This window comes from Sporichthyaceae bacterium (assembly GCA_036269075.1).
Taxonomy (GTDB): Bacteria; Actinomycetota; Actinomycetes; order Sporichthyales; family Sporichthyaceae; genus DASQPJ01.
On the sequence record DATASX010000026.1, the window covers coordinates 1 to 16,663 of the forward strand.

Consider the following 16,663-nt stretch of genomic DNA (forward strand, 5'->3'; position numbering starts at 1 on the left):
GGCGGCGGCGGACCCGGCGGCCGCGGCGTTGATCAGCTGGGCGGTGTGGTCCACGACGTTGCCGGGCGCCCACACGCCGTCGATGCTGGTGCGACCGGTGCGGTCGGTGGCGACCCAGCCCTCGTCATTGAGTTCGCAGCCCAGGGCGGTCAGCAGCTCGTCGGACGGCACGAAGCGTGGGCCGACGAACAGCGCCGTGCGTCTGACCATCGGCCCCTCGGCGAGCTCGACACCGCGGACGCCGGTCTCGTCGGACACGATCCGCGTCACTTCGCCATCGACGATCCGCACGCCGCGAGCGACCAACAGTTCCCGCTCGTGGGCCTCCAGGTCGATCCGGTGCGGAAAGAACACCACATCGTTGGACCACTGCCGGATCAGCTGCGCCTGGCGCAGGCTGAACGGACGGTCCTCCCCTCCGATCACCCCGAGCGCGCTGTCGCGTACCTCGTAGCCGTGGCAGTACGGGCAAAAATGCACATCCTGGCCCCACCGCGGGCGCAGGCCCGGGATCTCGGGGAGCTCATCGCGGAGCCCCGTGGCCACCACCACCGCGCGTGCGCCCAGCCGGCCGCCCTCGGCCAGGCGCACGGCGAACCGCGCCCCGTCGAGGCGGTCGATGCCGACCGCTCGGCCCGCCAGTAGCTCCCCGCCGTAGCCGACGACCTCTCGCCTGCCCGTGGCCAGCAGCTCGGCCGGGTCCATACCGTCGCGGGACAAGAAGCCGTGCAGGTGCGCCGCCGGGGCGTTGCGCGGTTCGCCGGCATCGACGAGCACCACCCGCCGTCGGGACCGCCCCAGCATCATCGCCGCGGACAACCCAGCCACCCCGCCACCGACCACCACCACGTCGTACTCCGCCATAACTCACCCTCCGCACGCTCACCCGACGAAACCTCTAGAGGAAAGTTCTAGCACAGGTACCGAGGATTGTTCTAGCCCCGGGTAGGATGGACCGCGATGACCAAGACCTCCACTGCAGGCACGGGCCATCGGACCAGGCCCGGTTCGAGCCGCGAGGACATCGCGGCCGCCGCGATCGAGCTGTTCGTCGACCGGGGTGTCGCGGCGACCCGGGTGGAAGACATCCTGGCCGCGGCCGGCGTGAGCGTGGGCAGCTTCTACCACCACTTCCGCGACAAGCTCGACCTGGCCGCCACGGTCTATCTGGAACACCTGCAGCGCTTCCAGAGCGACCTGCTCGTCGAGCTTGACCGCCACGCGCGCACCGAGGACGCCGTCCGCGGGCTGGTGCTGGCCTACCTACGGTGGGCCGGGGCTGATCCGCGCGCCATGGGCTACCTGCATCAGTGCCGCGAGCCCAACGTCGCCGAGATCGCCGAAGGCGAAGAAGCTCGGCTCAAGCAGTACTTTGACGGTCGGCTCGCCGGCTGGCTCGACGAACGCGCCGCAATTGGGGAGCTACGAGCGCTGCCGCACGAGCACAGCCTTGCGCTCTGGCTCGGGCCCGCCGAACAGCTCGTTCGGGCCGCCATCGAACCCTCCGGGCGCTCCACCGCACCGGAGCCCGACGCCCTCGGCGCACACCTCGCCCACGCCGAACGAGTCCTCGCCGACGCCGCCTGGGAAGCCCTTCGACGCCCCGCCCCGGGCGACGATGCCGATCAAGCGCGCTAGTAGCGGTCAACGGCGGCGCGGCAGCAACCACAAACCCCGCCGATCTGGGACGACGACGAGGACAGCGGCCAGTTGGCGCAGGTAATCCCCCTGGGCGTCTTCGACGCCCACGAGGAGGCCAAGAAATGGTGGTGAACCGTCCTCTCGATGACCAGCCCCCACCTGAAGACCCGATCGACGGGCTCAGCCTGGACGCCGATCAACGCCAGCCGACCCACGACCTGACCCACGACGCGCTGGAACACGCCTGGCGCAACCGATCGAGCTTCCGGAGCACTGCTGATCATCGACGAGGTCGGCTACATCCCCTTCGAACCCGAAGCCGCCAACCTGTTCTTCCAACTCATCTCATCGCGCTACGAACGCGCCTCGCTGATCGTCACCTCCAAACAAACCCTTCGGCCACTGGGGCGAGGTCTTCGGTGACGAGATCGTCGCCGCCGCCATGATCGACCGCCTCGTCCACCACGCCGAGGTCATCTCACTGAAGGGAGACAGCTACCGACTCAAGAACCGAGACCTCGGCCGAGTCCCGGCCGGACGACCACAGGAATAACCGAATCTGACGGGCCGGGGGTCAAAATTCGCCTGCCGTCAGGGGGGCAAGATTCGAGTGCCGTTGACACAGCCGAGGGTGTTTCCCTTCATCGACTACAGGACTTTCAACACATCCGCGCTGCTGGGAGAGTTACCGAACGCCGCGGCGGTTGCAATTGTGGTTGCAGTTCGCCGAGATTCGCGGCCGCCCGGTGCCGGTCCCCGGGCCGCCAGTCCCGTCTGTGCGGGTGCCGACGACCGCCGACGACCAAGCGCCTGAGGAGCTTAAACCTCGTTGACCGAGAGGTCGTACGGGTTCGAATCCCGTCCCGGGCACGTCTCTCACGTGCAGGAACATGAATCACAGCGTTGCGGCCGGTCGGGCCCGATTGCCGGGGTTGCAATTAGGGTTGCAGTTGCGTTTGGCGAGGTTGCGCGGCAGACGCGCGGTCATGCCGTCGATCGCCGGTGTTCGCGAGCGTCCGCGTTCGTCCGGCGGTTCAGCTGCTCCACAGGGCATGGCCGCTGCGGCCTGAATCCCCCCGACGTGTCCGGAGACTCCGGAATCACCGGAGGATTCAGTCTTTGGATAACCGGGCTCGGGGGCAGGCCGACACCGGCGTAGGAAGCCGTGGTGGTCGTCCAGGTAGGTCTCCAGGGCGATCGGGTCACCGTCCGGGTCGGTCTCGAAGGTGACCGGGGCGATCATCGCCTTCCCGTTCACCTTCTGGATCGAGTGCAGGTTGTGGTACCCGCCGGCGCCGGTGACCAGGTACGGCCACTGCGTCCCGTCCGGCAGGGTCCGGGTCAGCCGCTGGTAGTTGTGCACCTGCCCCGCGATCACCAGCTCCGGCCGCCGGCCCGACGCGGCGGTCGCCTCATCCAAGCCTTGATCATGTGCGTGGACCCGGAATGGTGATCGTCCGCGGAGTACGGCGGGGTGGTGCAGGGTCACGATCAACGGCACATCCCTCGGCAGGTCCTTGAGCTCGCCGATGAGCCAGTCGGTCCGAGGTGCTGTCGGGCTCGGGCACGCAGATCCTCCCGCTGCGCGGGCCCCTTCATATTTCCTCGCCCCGGCCCCCTTTGCCCGGCGCTCCCTCGCCCGATGTGCGTTCCGCCCGAGCCGGCGACAGGGCCCTGGCCATCAGCGCTGCCGGGCAGGCGTTCCTCGAGCGTCCCGCGGCCGGCCGAACGGAAACTCATGGTGGATGGGGTTTTCCGCCGATGATCGGTTCCTGTCAGCGTGGCTCGGGACGGTCGATGTTCCAGTGGCGTGAGACCGTTGCCAACCAGCGGTCGTCGCCGGCGGGGATGAGCGCGAAGCGGCCGATGACCCGTTGCCCGCCTTCGTAATCGCCGTAAAGAAGGTCGACGGTCGACTGCCGGCGGCCGCACAGAGCCTCCCGAGCCCCGGCGAAGTCGGGGTCGGACGGGTCGCGGAAAGCACCCTGCCAGAAGCCCATCTCTCCGGTAGGGATGTAGATGTCCCGCATGAGCCGGTGGAACCCCTCCAGCGGCGGAGGACCGCCGCCCATCATCCGTTCGGGGTGGAACCGCCAGCCGTGGAGGACACCGAGGCCGCTGCCAACGTTGCGCAGCGAGATCACCAGGTACACCACCTCGTCGGTGATAGCGGTGGCCGCCTGCCCGCCCGGCACCCGGATCCACACGTCGTCCTGGAAGCCGATCTTCTGCTCCGGATCCTCGGCGCGGGACGGGACGAGCAACGGCCGGATGCCGGCCAGCAGGGCCCGCTCCGCAACGCGGGCCGCCCGGTTGGCCGACCGCACCGACACGAACGTGGCGATGGCCAGGACCAGCGTCCCCGCCGCGGTGGCCAGCGATGCCGAGGTCGCCCAGTCCATGGGCAGACGGTAAACCCTGGAGCAAGCTGAACCTGCACAAGGCCGCGCAGGAGTCCGAACCCGAGGCCACCCACCCCGTGCCGGGCAGCGCCGACATCTGCTTGATAGCCGACCGTCGGACCGACGACACCACGGCGCATCTGACCGTCCATCAGGTGCCCGTGGAACTCTGACCAGTGGAACGCGCCGGGGGTTATGGGTCCGATGACCAGCTTATACATCTGTGATCCCGTCGGCGATCTCGTCGAGATCAGCTCCTACACAGCCTGCAACCGCGGCAGTCGCGGCGATGGTGGCCCGAGCCGTCCCCGCGGCACAACCCCTCGCTGTACTGCCGGCCCGCTACCGCAGCCGAGGTGGACGCTAGCTACCGCGCCTACGAATCTCCGCCTTCCTCAGCCACGCAACCGATCCAGGGATCCTTGCGGGTTTCGGCGCCGTTCGGGACGACATGTGCCTTTCGAGCCTCACCTCTGCGCTACGGCTTATCAGTCGCGGTCGTTCCTGGCCTGCTCTTCCGGAGTGCCACGACGGGGCGGGGAGTGCAGGGCACTTGATGCCGTGCTCGCCGGGCCGGGCCTCGTAGTGGTCCATCAAGGCCGAGATGTCATCGCTCAGCCAGGTGAGGTCCTCGAGCGCAGGTTCGGTGGGGCCGCCGTTCAGCGCAGCCTCGATGGCCAGCAGGCGTGCGAACACGGTCGACTGAAGGTGACGGTCGGCAGGACGTGAGGACCGGGGCCTGGCACGGGCTGCGGTCGGATGCGCCGCCGCGGTCGTTGTGGTTCGTCCAAGGGCACCGGTCCGGTTCGTGTCAGGCGGTAGCTCGGCCTCCGCCCTGAAGGCGGGCGGGCGGAGGCCGCAGTGCAGGGTGCTGCCGGGTTCCTCGTCGGCTGGTTGCGTCGGAGGATCGTGACGTTGCCGGGGGTCCGGTGCTCGGCAGCCGCGGGCTGAAGTGAGCTACCGATCGGAGGGTGCGGTTTCGGCGCGCTGCCGCGCTAGGTGCCACGAAGCTTGCTCGTCCTGGATGTAGTGCTCGACCACGATGCGTGCGCCCCAACCGTCGGGATCGATCAGCGCCAGTCCCGAGCCGTCGGCCTCGGCCACGGCGAGAACTGACGCGTGCGGGGATCGGCAGTTGCTGATTTCCCGGACCTGACGGGATGTCAGTTCGCTCATGTCGGTTCCCGGTCGGTCGCCGCGGCGTCCAGCGCTGCCGTGACGCGGCGGTGTGCGGCCCAGATCTCCTCGGGCAGCCCGGTGAACTGCTCCAGGTGGGTCTGGCGGTGCGCCATCTCCTGACGCCAGCGTTCGACGTCGATGGACAGGAGCCGGTCCAGGTCGCCGGGTCGTAGTTCCATCCCGGCCAGTTCGAGTTCCTCGGCGGTAGGGACGATGCCGACCGGGGTCTGGCGCCCCGTCACTTCACCGTTCTTCAGCGCGAGCAGCCACAGCAGCGGCCGCAGGTTGTCGCGGTATCCGGGCCACAGGAAGTGGCCGTCGGCGCCGCGGGCGAACCAGTTGACGTGGGCGAAGATCGGCTTCTCCGCGGCCGCGCCGATGATCCTGAGCCAGTGCGCCACGTAGTCCGCCTCCGGGTAGGACAGGAACGGCCGCATCGACATCGGGTCGTAGCGCAACTGGCCCTCGACACCCTCGGCGGCGAAGGTCGCCTCCGCGCCCAGCGTGAGCCCGTCGTAAACGCCCTCGGCGACGTCGTGGATCGCCCGGATCAGCGGCTCCCGGTCGCGGGTGCGGCCGCCGAAGATGATCGCGTCGATCGGCACGCCCTTGGGGTCGGCGAAGTCCGTGGCGATGTTCGGCACGTTGGCCAGGGTGGTGGTGAACCGGCTGTTGGGGTGCGCCCACGGCTCGTCGGCCCGACGGGCCGATACCAGTTGCCCGGTCCAGTCCCGCCAGCCGGCGGGGTTGGCCGGCGGATGGGTGGTTCGTCCTTCCCACCACACATCGGCGTCGGACTCGTTGTGGGCCACGTTGGTGAACAGCACCCCGGTGTCTGGTCCGACGGCCTGCATCGCGGTGGGGTTGGTCATCGCGTTGGTGTCCTTGGCGACCCCGAACACCCCGAACTCAGGGTTCATGGCACGCAGGACACCGTGCTCGTCGACCCACAGCCAGGCGATGTCGTCACCGTAGAACTCGACGTGGTAGCGATCGCCGAGCTCGTCCGGGGCCAGCATCATCGCCAGATTGGTCTTGCCCGAGGCCGAGGGGAAGCCGCCGCAGATGTGGTACTTGCGGCCGGTCTGCTTGTCGGTGACGCCCAGCAGCATGAACTGCTCGGCCAGGAACACACCGGAGCGCCGGCCGTCGTAGGAGGCCTGCCGCAGCCCGTGGGCGATCTTGCCGAGCAGCGCGTTGCCACCGTAGGAGGAGCCGTAGTGCAGGATCGTTCTCTGGTCGGCGACGGTGACGAAGTGGCGTCGGTCCTGCTGCGTGCCCTGCCCGAGTTCGTCCAGCTCGCCGGTGACGTGCACGGCCCGCACGAAGTCGTTGGGGTGCTCAAGGTTGTTGACGTGTTCCACGCCGACCCGGGCCATGCGGATCATGTGCAGCGCCACGGTGCGGCTGTCGGTCAGTTCGACGCCGCTTGCCCAACGTTGCAGCGGTGAACCGGGCGGGGCCATCAGGTAGGGGATGGCGTACAGGGTGCGACCGGCGCAGGCTCCGCGCATCTGGTCCAGGACCAGGGGTTGGATCTGGCCGGCCGGCCGCCAGTTGTTGTAGACGCCCTTGTCCGCCAGGTCCCCGCTGGCCACGAAGGTGCGTTCCTCCGAGCGCGCGGTGTCCTTGCGATGGCTGCGGGCGTAGTAGCGACCCTCGCCGGCCGACTGGATCTCCCCGGCCGCCAGGGCTTCGGAGAGCAGGCGCGCGTCGTCGGTCGCCTCGACGACCTCGACCGCCGCTGAGCCGGTGTGCCAGGCCCAATGCTCGACGAAGTCGCGGACGTGCTGGTTCTTCAGCCCGGCGGCGTCCAGGACCGCCTCGACACTCACCACGTGTTCCGTCCTTTGCACTTGAAGAATCCTGCAACTCTGTATATTCGGAAGAGTACAATGTGTCCAGGAGGTGGTTCGGTGCCGGTTCCGCTGTACCAGGCCAAGGCCGAGTTCTTCCGGATGCTCGGGCACCCGGTCCGCATCCGGGTGCTCGAGCTGCTGCAGGACGGGCCGAAGCCGGTGCGGGACCTGCTGACCGAGATCGAGATCGAACCCTCGAGCCTGTCCCAGCAGTTGGCGGTGCTGCGGCGCTCGGGGATCGTCACCTCGACCCGGGAGGGCACGACGGTGGTCTATGCCCTGGCCGGTGGGGACGTGGCCGAGTTGCTGCGGGCGGCTCGGCGGATTCTCACCGAGATGCTGGCCGACCGCAACGAGTTGCTGGAGCAGTTGCGGGAGTCCTTGGTGAAGTCCGCGTGAGCCCGCCAAATCCGGCGGATCGGCCTCAGCGCCGAACCGGCCGCGACGCCCACGCCCGAATCGCGGGTCCGCTGTCGTCGTCCGGCCGGATGCTCGTCGCCGGGACGCGGGAAGCATTCGTCGAACTGACCACCCGTCACATCGCAGGTAAGCCGTAGCTGCGCACCGCCGCCCACGCCGGCTGTCGATGGCTGCTTCCCGGTCGCACCCCAGGGTGGGGCGCTCCAACCTGCCTAAGTAGTGACCTGCTGGGGTCGCGCCTCGTCAACCTGACGCTGCGACTGACCCCCAAGGGCGACAATGTTCACCCGAGTCGCGCGATCGCGGCGCTGACCCGGGCGGCGATGAACGCGGTCGACCGGCGCTCCCGCACCAGCCCGGCGAGCAGGCATTCGACAACCTCGTCGACGCCGCGGCGCTGTACTGTCCAGGCCCCGCAGTCACAACAGCAGTCGAACACATGTTCGAATCATGCGGACAGGTTACCCCACGACGCTCCTCGCGCCTTCGGCGCGGTTTCCTACGACGGGGAGGGCTTCAGCGAACTGGAGACGGATCACCGGGCGCAGCCGTCGTTCCCCGCGCAGGCTCTGCACAGACGCACCCGGCCGCCGCAGGCCGGGTCGGACGGTCGGTTCGGACGGTGCCCGGTTTTACGCGCCCTGACTCCCGAGGGGGCCGCCGCCGCCGTCCTCCTGGCCGTCCGGATCCTGATCCGGGCACGGGTGCTGCTGTTCCGAGGCGACCGAGTCGACCACCGAGCAAAGACCGAGCGGGACGCCGGGCGGTTTCACCGGGGGCGGGCCGTCGCCGGCGCGGCCGGCGGCGAGCGGCGCGACGAGCAGGCCGGTCAACACGACCAGCGCTGCGAGAGCACGAATTTCTGCCACGGTTGCCTCCCGGTTGGACCAGACCCGATCAAGGTCTCCGGACGGGCGCCCTTTGTCCAACAGGCGCGCGGCCGGCACTCACCGCATGGCCGCGGCGTCGGCTATCGAGATCCGGCCAGAAGGTCGATGGGCGGCTCGGAAGCTGCCGCGGACCTCGCGTCATTTAGCGCTGTTGGGTGACGCACCGTCAGTAACTTTGCTGGTCGTGTCGTGTCACAACGACGACTCGCTTGAGCCGACAGGCAGGCGCCCCGGGCGGGTCAAAGGGCGCATCCCCTGCACCGGCGGACCCCGCGAAGGCCTCGACGCCGCGGCGCCGACTCCGATCTGACTGTGCGACAGATTCACTGACGGAGTTTGCCACCGGCGGGTGTCTCAGGCCTGCGTGGTGCGGGGCCTGCGTGGTGCGGGGCCTGCGTGGTGCGGGCCGGACCGGGCATCCCTGAGCGCAGGGTCAGGCCCCGGACGTGGGCACGGTGGGTGGGGATGCCACTGTGCGAGATCGGGTGCCGGATACGCCGGGCGAGCCGACGCGGGTGTGCGCGTTTGGCAAGGCGGGTCGGTCGCGCAGTTGTCGGTGGCGCGGCCTCACGGGGTGCCGGTTGGCGGTGGCCCACATCAGTGTCATCCCAAGGATGGAGGCGGTGACAGCTAGGAACACGATCAACGCAGTGCCGGCGGAGAGCGGGTCGTTCATGGTGGTCCTCACATGTTGCTGCTCTGCGGGTTGCGGGCCGTGTTCTCCCTGGCCCGCGGGATCGATTTCTGGTCGCAGGTCCATTTCTGAGCGGGCCCGGCCCGCTGGGCACCTCCCCGTACGGGCCCGGCGACGGTCGCCGGGCGAGCGGTCGAGAACCTCCGCCCGGCCGGGTGTTGGGGGCGGTGCTCGGTCCGCGATCGCATCCCCTCGGACCCGAATCAGGGTCGGCCGCGCGGGGCTCCGTGGACTTTCTGGGGAGACACGGCCCATCGAACGTGGCTGCGGATAAGGCGGCGTTACCCACAGGTATGGAGTGCGTCATGCATTCGGCACGACACCAACGCCAAGGGGTGCGGTCTTGGCCACACAAGCGCCCGTTGCTGCAGAACCCGCACAGTTCGCGGCCAGAAAGCGTGCGTCGGATTCACCCAACACCCCGAGAGCACTGCGTTCGGGGTGAGGAGGCAATCGACGGCCGCACGGGCCCCGGCACCGCGACCCGGTCGACCGAGACCCAGCCTCCTGGCCGATGTGATGAGGGCCAGTTGGGCGATATGGGTGCCCGAGAGCTCGAAAGATGTCAACGGGTCGATACCTGCTCAATTTTCGGGTTCTGGCGCACATTGCGTGTTCGACGGCACGGCGTGTCCGCGGATCCGGAGCCGAGGCCGGCTTGAGTTCGGTCATGTGATCTGGGTCAGCTTCTGCCGCACCTGAAGTCGGGGAGCGTCGACGCGGTCCAGGACCGCCGTTCCGGACTGGTCCTCGACGCGAGCCTTCGGGCGCAGATCGGGGCGTGGCCCATATGCGGTGTGCCGTCGACCCCCGTGCACAGCCGGTACCGGCGAACGTTGGACGATGCCCCGATCTGCGGCCGGCCGGTACTTCTACGTCTGAGGATGCGCAGGTTCTTCTGCGGCAACAACGCCTGCACGCGCAAGACGTTTGCCGAGCAGCCGACGATCTGATCTTGCGTCATGGGCGTCGCACGACGACGTTGGCCCGGATGCTGACCAAAGTCGCAGGTGGCTTGGGCGGGCGCGCCCGGCTATCGCAGCTTGCTGCGTTGGGCAAAGGCGTTCCCGCACCGGCGGTGGCCGGTGGAGAACGCCCGTGGCCCGGGCCGGGCACCTGGCCCAGTGGCTGCTCGCGCGAGGTGAGGTGGTCCAGGACGTGCCGAACACCGACGCCCCGACCGCCTGGCGGGGCAAAGACCGACCTGAGCGCCGCCGTGGCCACCGCGGTGCTCGCGAGCGTGCGGCCGGTCGGGCCGGCCGAGACTGCCCGCAAGCAGATGTGCCGGGACCTGGTAGCCGAGATCCGGGGTTGCGACAAGAGCGTGCAGGAGCTGACCGAACGCATCTCGGTCGTGTTTGCCGAGTACGGCACCAGCCTGGTCGAGGTGACCGGGATCGGGCCGGTGATCGCCGCCGGGCTGCTCGGGCGCACGCGCGGCGCAGCCCGGTTCCCGACCGCGTCGGCGTTCGTGAACTACGCCGGTGCTGCACCGGTCGAAGCCGCCAGCGCAGAGCGGAGAGCGCTGAGCGCTGAGCGCAAACGTCATCGCCTGCCCGTGGCGGGGACGGGCAACTCAACCCCGCGCTGCACCTGATGGCAGTCACCCAGATCTGGATGCGCGCCGGCACCGGCCGGGCCTATTACGACAAGAAGATCGGCGGAAAAACGCACAGCGAGGTCATGCGCTGTTCGAAGCGGCGACTGGCCGACCACGTGTGGCGGATCATGCTCGCCGACGAACGCCGCGCCGGGACGGGCCCGGGAGGACAAGCGGGGGCGACTACGAAATCCGGCGCGGCTGGCCCAACCCCGACGGCCAGCACTTCGGAGAAGTCACTTCCCGGACCCGCCACCAGAAACCCTACGGCGACGGCAATCCAGCCGCTTGACAGACAAAGCCCTCTGGCAGGCCTACGAGGTCCTGCACGCCGAAGGCGGCGCCGGCCCGGCCCGGTGGTTCGGAGGACCGCAAGTCGCCACACGATGCCGCGACCGAACCCGCGCGGGAGACCGGCGCATCACTACTGAGATTACCCGCGATATTGTCCAGACCCAGACAGGACCTTGGCCCACGCACGCGAGGCCGAAACGCACCTGACGACCCGTCACCTCAGGTCGGACGCCCTGGGTGGAGCCGATTTTCTCAAGCGAGGTGGGACCAACTTGGGTCGACGAAATCAGCCATCCGTGCACCGTTTTCCCTGAATGTTTATGGAACTTGATGAGGTGAGCCTTCATGGGTACACCACCTGTCGCTATCGGGGCCGTCACTACGGTGGCGGGTACCGGCACCGCCGGCTACAACGGCGACGGCGGGCCGGGCGGCAGCGCCCATCTCTATAACCCGTACGGGGTGGCAGTGGACGGCGCAGGCAACCTCTACATCGCCGACACCGCCAACCAGCGGGTGCGGATGGTGAGCACCGCGGGGCTCATCACCACGGTGGCGGGTACCGGCAGCGCCGGCCTCAACGGCGACGGCGGGCCGGCCGCGGCCGGCACCGTCGATCTCTATTACCCGTACGGGGTGGCGGTGGACGGCACGGGCAACCTCTACATCGCCGACACCGCCAACCATCGGGTGCGGATGGTGGATCTGACCGCCTCGCCCCCGGTCATCACTACCGTGGCGGGTACCGGCACCGCCGGCTACAACGGCGACGGCGGGCCGGGCGGCAGCGCCCAACTGTATAACCCGTACGGGGTGGCAGTGGACGGCGCAGGCAACCTCTACATCGCCGACACCGCCAACCAGCGGGTGCGGATGGTGAGCACCGCGGGGCTCATCACCACGGTGGCGGGTACCGGCAGCGCCGGCTACAACGGCGACGGCGGGCCGGCCGCAGCCGGCACCGTCGATCTCTATTACCCGTCCGGGGTGGCGGTGGACGGCGCGGGCAACCTCTACATCGCCGACCGCGGCAACCAGCGGGTGCGGATGGTGAGCACCGCGGGGCTCATCACCACGGTGGCGGGCACCGGCACCGCCGGCTACAACGGCGACGGCGGGCCGGCCGGCAGCACCCAACTCAACGCCCCGTCCGGGGTGGCGGTAGACGGGGAGGGCAACCTTTACATCGCCGACCGCAGCAACCAGCGGGTGCGGATGGTGGATCTGACCGCCACGCCCCCGGTCATCACCACGGTGGCGGGTACCGGCACCGCCGGTTACAACGGCGGCGGCGGGCCGTCCGGCAGCACCCAACTCAACGCCCCGTCCGGGGTGGCGGTAGACGGTGAGGGCAACCTCTACATCGCCGACCGCAGCAACCAACGGGTGCGGCAGATGGAGCTGGCCCCGCGTGTTTCTTCATGATCGAGCAGGTTTGAACACACCGGTTCTCCATCCGGCGACGAACTGCCCCCGGCGCGCGCGAGGGTCTTCCGTTACTGCCGGCTCAGGAAGGCACGCGGTCTGCAGCCGGTCAAGGCCACGGCACAGGAGGCCTCCTACACCAATGGCGCCGGGGCCGAACTTGGCGAGGCCCTCGACACCGAGTGCAAAGCGGCACTTGCAACCTGCGCCTCCAACGATCACGACCAGCCCGTCCGTTCCCTCCTGAACAAGCAGCGGCCTGTATTTCGGGGGCTGCTGACGCCGGGCCGGGCCGGGCGACGCCGTTGACAGGAGAGTTGTATCCGCCACCTGCGCCTTCGGGGGCCGTTGTGGCTGCGACGGTGGCGGGGGCTACGTGGCCGGCTGCGTGGGGTGCGCTTGCGAAAGGTGGCTGCGGATCCGTGCGTGCCGGGATCCGTGGGTTCGCCCACCTCCCAAGCTGCACGCTCAGGTCGCCTGTCCGCTGCCCGAGTCCTCCGCCTGATCCTGGCCACCCGCCGGTCACCGAGCAGCGCGGCTCGAAGCCGGTCGCATCACCCCTCGGCCGTCCGCCGGCCAATCTGCATCGCTCCTCCACCGACCCGGTTGAGCCCGAACCCGGGTCGGTGCCGGGCAGCGTCCACGAACCGACCGGTCCGTGTCCTCAGCGTTCGAGGTTGCGGGCCCCCGTGTCCGTGGCCGCCGCTGGTCGCGATGTGGTTCAGCACATCGCCGACCTCGACGCTGCGCCGATCATCGTGGGGCACTCCTTCGGCGGGCTGTTCAGCGAAAAGCTCCTCGGCCAAGGTCTCGGTGCAGCCGGCGTCGCCATCGATCCCGCCCAGATCAAAGGCGTGCTGCCGTTGCCACTCGCGCAGGTACGTGCGGGTCTTCCCGGACTCGGCAACCCCGCCAACCTCCACAAGGCCGACTCCCTCACCGAGAAGGAATCCCGGTTCGGCTTCGGCAACGCGGTGAGCGAAGAAGAATCCCTTGCCCTGTACGAGAAGTGGACCATCCCGCACCCGCGCGGCCCCTGTTCCAAGACGCCGCGGCGAACTTCGTTCTGCACTCCCAAGCCAAGGTCGACACCGCGAACAACACTCGCGGTCCGCCGCTGCTGATCTCCGGCACCGCAGACCACGCCGTCCCCGATGTCGTGACCCGCTCGACATTCAAGCAATACCGCGACTCCACCGCGGTCACCGAACTCAAACAGTTCGAAGGCCGCGGACACTCACTGGCCATCGACAGCGGATGGCGGCAAGTCGCCGACGCAGTACTCGCCTGGCTCACTACCAACCTGCTGTAGCCACCAGGAACCACCGGCTCGGTCGACCTGACCGACCACCAATGTGGAGTCACGGTCGGCCACCACGCGGCCCGGCCATCCGCCTGATCTGCATGGCGGCTTTCGACACGGCCTTCGGGTCGTTGTCGCAGTAGCGGCCCAGATACGCGCGCACACCGAACCTGTTCCCGTCGACCGCGGCGTCCATCACCCGCCGTGCCGCAAGCTTCGGTGCAGCCTCGGGTCCTGCGCAGTCGTTGACGAGGCGGTGGCCCAGACAGGTCGGGGGCACCTTGGTTGGAGGGCGCGGCCCCGCTGGCCGGCGGGACGGGTCTGGCGCAGGATGGGACGGTGCCCTGTCCACCGGCGTGGTTGCTGCGGCGTGATCCGGGACTGGCAGTGGTTCGGCGGGCGGCCCGGGTCACGCTGGTCGGGTGCGCCGCGTTCTACCTTTGCCGGTACGCGCTGGGCAACGCCCAGATGGCCCCTTATGCGCTGTTCGGGGTGGTAGCGCTCGGAGCGCTGGCGCAGATTCCCGGCAGTCCCGCGCAGCGCGCCCGCACGCTGGTCGCGGTACTGCCGGTCGGCTGGGTGCTGGTAACGCTGGGCACGCTGCTGTCGGTGCGCACCGCGGGCGCGGTAGCCGGGATGTTCGTGCTGGGGTTCGTGGTCAGCCTGGTCGGGGTCGGTGGTCCCCGACTGGTCGGGCTGGCCGCCGGGATGCAGCTGCTGTACATCCTGCCGTGTTTCCCGCCGTACGAACCCGGCGCGCTGGGGTGGCGGCTGGCCGGTCTCACGGTGGCGGTGCTGCTCCTGGCGACCGCCGAGCTGCTGCTCTGGCCGGATCCAACCCCGCTGCCGTACGAGCGGCGGCTGGCCGACGCGGTCGCCGCGCTCGCGGACTGCCTGGATACCCTCGCGGCCGGCTGGTCGGGGGATCCCGCAGCCCGGGAGCGGCTGGCCGGGCTGTTGCCGAGCGCGGTGGAGGCGGCCGAGGTGCTGCGGCCCTCGCGGCTGCCGCTGGGGCAGCGACCGGCGTCGGCGAACCGGCGCGACCGGGCGTTGACCGCGGCGGCCGGCACCGCACGGCTGCTGCTGGGCCGCACCGCGGAGCTGGCCGGCACCGAGGACCGAGACGCCGTGCAGCTGCCGGCGGCGGCCGCCTTGCTGCGCCAGGCGGCCTCGTGCGCGCGGACCGCCGCCGACTGGTTGCACGGCGGCGGGGAAGCCCCCGACACCGACCGGGTCGCCGCCGCGCTGGCCGAGTTCCGCAGCGCGCGGGCGGCCCTGACCCCGGACGGGCTCGCGCCGCAGCGGCTGGCGGTCGGTTCGCTGGCGCTGAGCCTGGGGGAGTGGACCAAGTCCCTGGTGACTGCGATCCGGATCGCGGCGGGCGAACCGATCGGCCCGGACCACACTCCGGCTTCGGCACAGCCGGGCCAGTTCTGGTACGCCTACCGCTGCACACCGTCGCTGTGGTGGCATCGGCTGCGCGAGCACCTGACTCCGCGCTCGGTGTACTTCCAGGGCGCGTTGCGGCTGGCCGGCGCGTTGGCGGTGGCTCGCCTGCTGGCCGGTGTGTTCGACCTCTCGCACGGGTTCTGGGTGCTGTTGACCGTCCTCACCCTGTCGCGCACCTCGGCCGCCGAGACTCGCATGCTGTTGCGCCCGGCACTGGTCGGGACGGTGGCCGGGTCGGTGCTGGCGGCGGGCCTCTTGGTGATCGGCATCCCGGCTGGGGTCTTCGCGGTGGTGCTGCCGGTGGCGATGCTGGTCGGGTTCGCGGCCGGTCCGCTGCTCGGGCTGGGCTGGGCGCAGGCGCTGCTCACGCTGGTTCTGGCCTTGGTGTTCGCCCAGGTGTCGCCGGTGGATTGGCGGCTGGCCGAGGCCAGGGTGGTCGACGTCGTGGTGGGCGCGGGGATCGGTGCGGTGATGGGGCTGTTGGCCTGGCCGCGCGGCGGGTCCGGTGAGCTGCACCGGGCCACCGGCACGTTTCTGGCCGCGGCCGCGCAGGTGGTGCGCGAGACGGTGGCCGTGCTGGCGCGCGGCCAGGCCCCCGGGGAGGCGTTGCCCCGGGCCCGCGCGGCCGGACAGCTGGCCGAGGCGTCCTTTGCGCTGTACCAGAACGAACGCCATCCGCCAGGTCGCACTGACTGGCAGGCCGCCCTGATCGCCGGCCACCATGCAATCCGTGGCGCGGAGGCGTTGGTCCGGTCCTGCCCCGCCGGCGGGCTGTTGCCCTGCGTCGCCACCCTCGCCGCCACCGCCGAGGACGTCGCCGGGCGATTCCAGGACCTCTCCGACCGATTGCTGCACCGGCAGCCGCCCCCGGGGGCCCCGCCCCCGGCTCATCAGCCCACCGACTGGCCCACCGACCTTGGCCAGAACCTCTATCACCTGGCCGACCTGCGGGTCTGGCTGGAAGGCCTAGGGGCAGACCTGAATCGGATCCTCACCCCCGCCGAATACGAAGCACCCAGCGCAGCGGGCCAGCCGGCCATCCGGATCACGCTGCTGGCAGATGGCGCCGCAAGCTGAGAACCGGTCGGCCCGGCTTGGGTGCCGGATTTGGCAGGCGCTCATGCTCGCACACGGCTTTCTCGACACAGGGAAGGCCGGAGCGGTCGAACCCTGCGCCGTCGATCGTGTGACCTGCACTCCGCACGTCAAGGCTGAGCCGCTTCACGGTCGGTGCGGGCCTTGCTCCGACAAGCGAGTTTGCGTGCCTGCTCGCGATTCCGAGCCGGGTTGAAACCGGTCGGAACGTCAGGTTCGAATCCTGGACGTTTCGGCACTGCACGTTTCGGCAGGCGGTCGAGCTCGAGCCGGTACGTCGGATGCCCGCTCCGGGCATGGTGCTGCTCCTCCGAGTTGACGGGGTGTCAGACGAGTCCCGTGAGGTGACGATCTGAGGTCATGTCAGGTCCGGTGCGCACCAGTGCGTTCAGAACTGCGGCTTGCCCTGGCG

Annotated in this window: 14 protein-coding genes and 1 pseudogene; 8 read left to right on the forward strand and 7 right to left on the reverse strand. The window is 69.6% G+C overall.

Annotation, left to right across the window (positions count from 1 at the left end; translation table 11 throughout):
• Positions 1-864 (reverse strand): NAD(P)/FAD-dependent oxidoreductase (locus VHU88_05040; protein HEX3611032.1); only part of this gene is annotated, 864 nt, incomplete at its 3' end.
• 96 nt (positions 865-960) lie between these two features.
• Here VHU88_05040 and VHU88_05045 point away from each other — a divergent pair.
• Both VHU88_05045 and VHU88_05050 read left to right on the forward strand, forming a co-directional pair.
• Positions 961-1,638: a TetR/AcrR family transcriptional regulator gene (locus VHU88_05045; GenBank protein ID HEX3611033.1), complete on the forward strand. Its 678-nt coding sequence runs from the start codon at positions 961-963 to the stop codon at positions 1,636-1,638.
• A gap of 276 nt (positions 1,639-1,914) precedes the next feature.
• A pseudogene (locus VHU88_05050) lies at positions 1,915-2,194 on the forward strand (ATP-binding protein).
• A 342-nt stretch (positions 2,195-2,536) separates the two neighbouring features.
• On the opposite strand, the gene VHU88_05055 reads toward VHU88_05050, so the two are convergent.
• Together VHU88_05055 and VHU88_05060 are read right to left on the reverse strand one after the other, a co-directional pair.
• Positions 2,537-3,061 carry a hypothetical protein gene (locus VHU88_05055; protein ID HEX3611034.1) on the reverse strand — a complete coding sequence of 175 codons (525 nt, stop codon included), beginning with the start codon at positions 3,059-3,061 and terminating at the stop codon, positions 2,537-2,539.
• A 355-nt stretch (positions 3,062-3,416) separates the two neighbouring features.
• Positions 3,417-4,043, reverse strand: a complete 627-nt coding sequence (locus VHU88_05060) for a hypothetical protein (GenBank protein ID HEX3611035.1) — start codon at positions 4,041-4,043, stop codon at positions 3,417-3,419.
• Between VHU88_05060 and VHU88_05065 the strand changes: the two genes are divergently transcribed.
• On the forward strand, positions 4,022-4,216 hold the full coding sequence (locus VHU88_05065) for a hypothetical protein (protein ID HEX3611036.1): 195 nt from the start codon (positions 4,022-4,024) through the stop codon (positions 4,214-4,216). The genes VHU88_05060 and VHU88_05065 overlap by 22 nt on opposite strands.
• A 784-nt stretch (positions 4,217-5,000) precedes the next feature.
• Here VHU88_05065 and VHU88_05070 read toward each other — a convergent pair.
• Entirely contained in the window at positions 5,001-5,219 is a 219-nt protein-coding gene (locus tag VHU88_05070; protein ID HEX3611037.1) for a hypothetical protein, read from the reverse strand.
• Entirely contained in the window at positions 5,216-7,057 is a 1,842-nt protein-coding gene (locus VHU88_05075) for a phosphoenolpyruvate carboxykinase (GTP) (GenBank protein HEX3611038.1), read from the reverse strand. Before VHU88_05075 ends, VHU88_05070 begins: the two co-directional genes overlap by 4 nt.
• Before the next feature lie 81 nt (positions 7,058-7,138).
• Here VHU88_05075 and VHU88_05080 point away from each other — a divergent pair, with 81 nt between their 5' ends.
• Positions 7,139-7,480 carry a metalloregulator ArsR/SmtB family transcription factor gene (locus VHU88_05080; GenBank protein HEX3611039.1) on the forward strand — a complete coding sequence of 114 codons (342 nt, stop codon included), beginning with the start codon at positions 7,139-7,141 and terminating at the stop codon, positions 7,478-7,480.
• A gap of 304 nt (positions 7,481-7,784) precedes the next feature.
• On the opposite strand, the gene VHU88_05085 is transcribed toward VHU88_05080, so the two are convergent.
• Positions 7,785-7,940: a hypothetical protein gene (locus VHU88_05085; GenBank protein HEX3611040.1), complete on the reverse strand. Its 156-nt coding sequence runs from the start codon at positions 7,938-7,940 to the stop codon at positions 7,785-7,787.
• Positions 7,941-8,133: 193 nt separating this feature from the next.
• The gene (locus VHU88_05090) at positions 8,134-8,370 is read right to left on the reverse strand and encodes a hypothetical protein (protein HEX3611041.1); all 237 of its coding nucleotides are present in this window, start codon (positions 8,368-8,370) and stop codon (positions 8,134-8,136) included.
• Positions 8,371-10,301: 1,931 nt separating this feature from the next.
• Between VHU88_05090 and VHU88_05095 the strand changes: the two genes are divergently transcribed.
• The 4 genes from VHU88_05095 to VHU88_05110 all read left to right on the forward strand — a co-directional run bounded on the left by VHU88_05095 (position 10,302) and on the right by VHU88_05110 (position 16,233).
• Entirely contained in the window at positions 10,302-10,682 is a 381-nt protein-coding gene (locus tag VHU88_05095) for a transposase (GenBank protein HEX3611042.1), read from the forward strand.
• Positions 10,683-11,324: 642 nt separating this feature from the next.
• Positions 11,325-12,404 carry an NHL repeat-containing protein gene (locus VHU88_05100; protein ID HEX3611043.1) on the forward strand — a complete coding sequence of 360 codons (1,080 nt, stop codon included), beginning with the start codon at positions 11,325-11,327 and terminating at the stop codon, positions 12,402-12,404.
• Between the two features lie 689 nt (positions 12,405-13,093).
• On the forward strand, positions 13,094-13,528 hold the full coding sequence (locus tag VHU88_05105) for an alpha/beta hydrolase (protein ID HEX3611044.1): 435 nt from the start codon (positions 13,094-13,096) through the stop codon (positions 13,526-13,528).
• 518 nt (positions 13,529-14,046) lie between these two features.
• Positions 14,047-16,233, forward strand: a complete 2,187-nt coding sequence (locus VHU88_05110; protein ID HEX3611045.1) for an FUSC family protein — start codon at positions 14,047-14,049, stop codon at positions 16,231-16,233.
• Positions 16,234-16,663 lie beyond the last annotated feature (430 nt).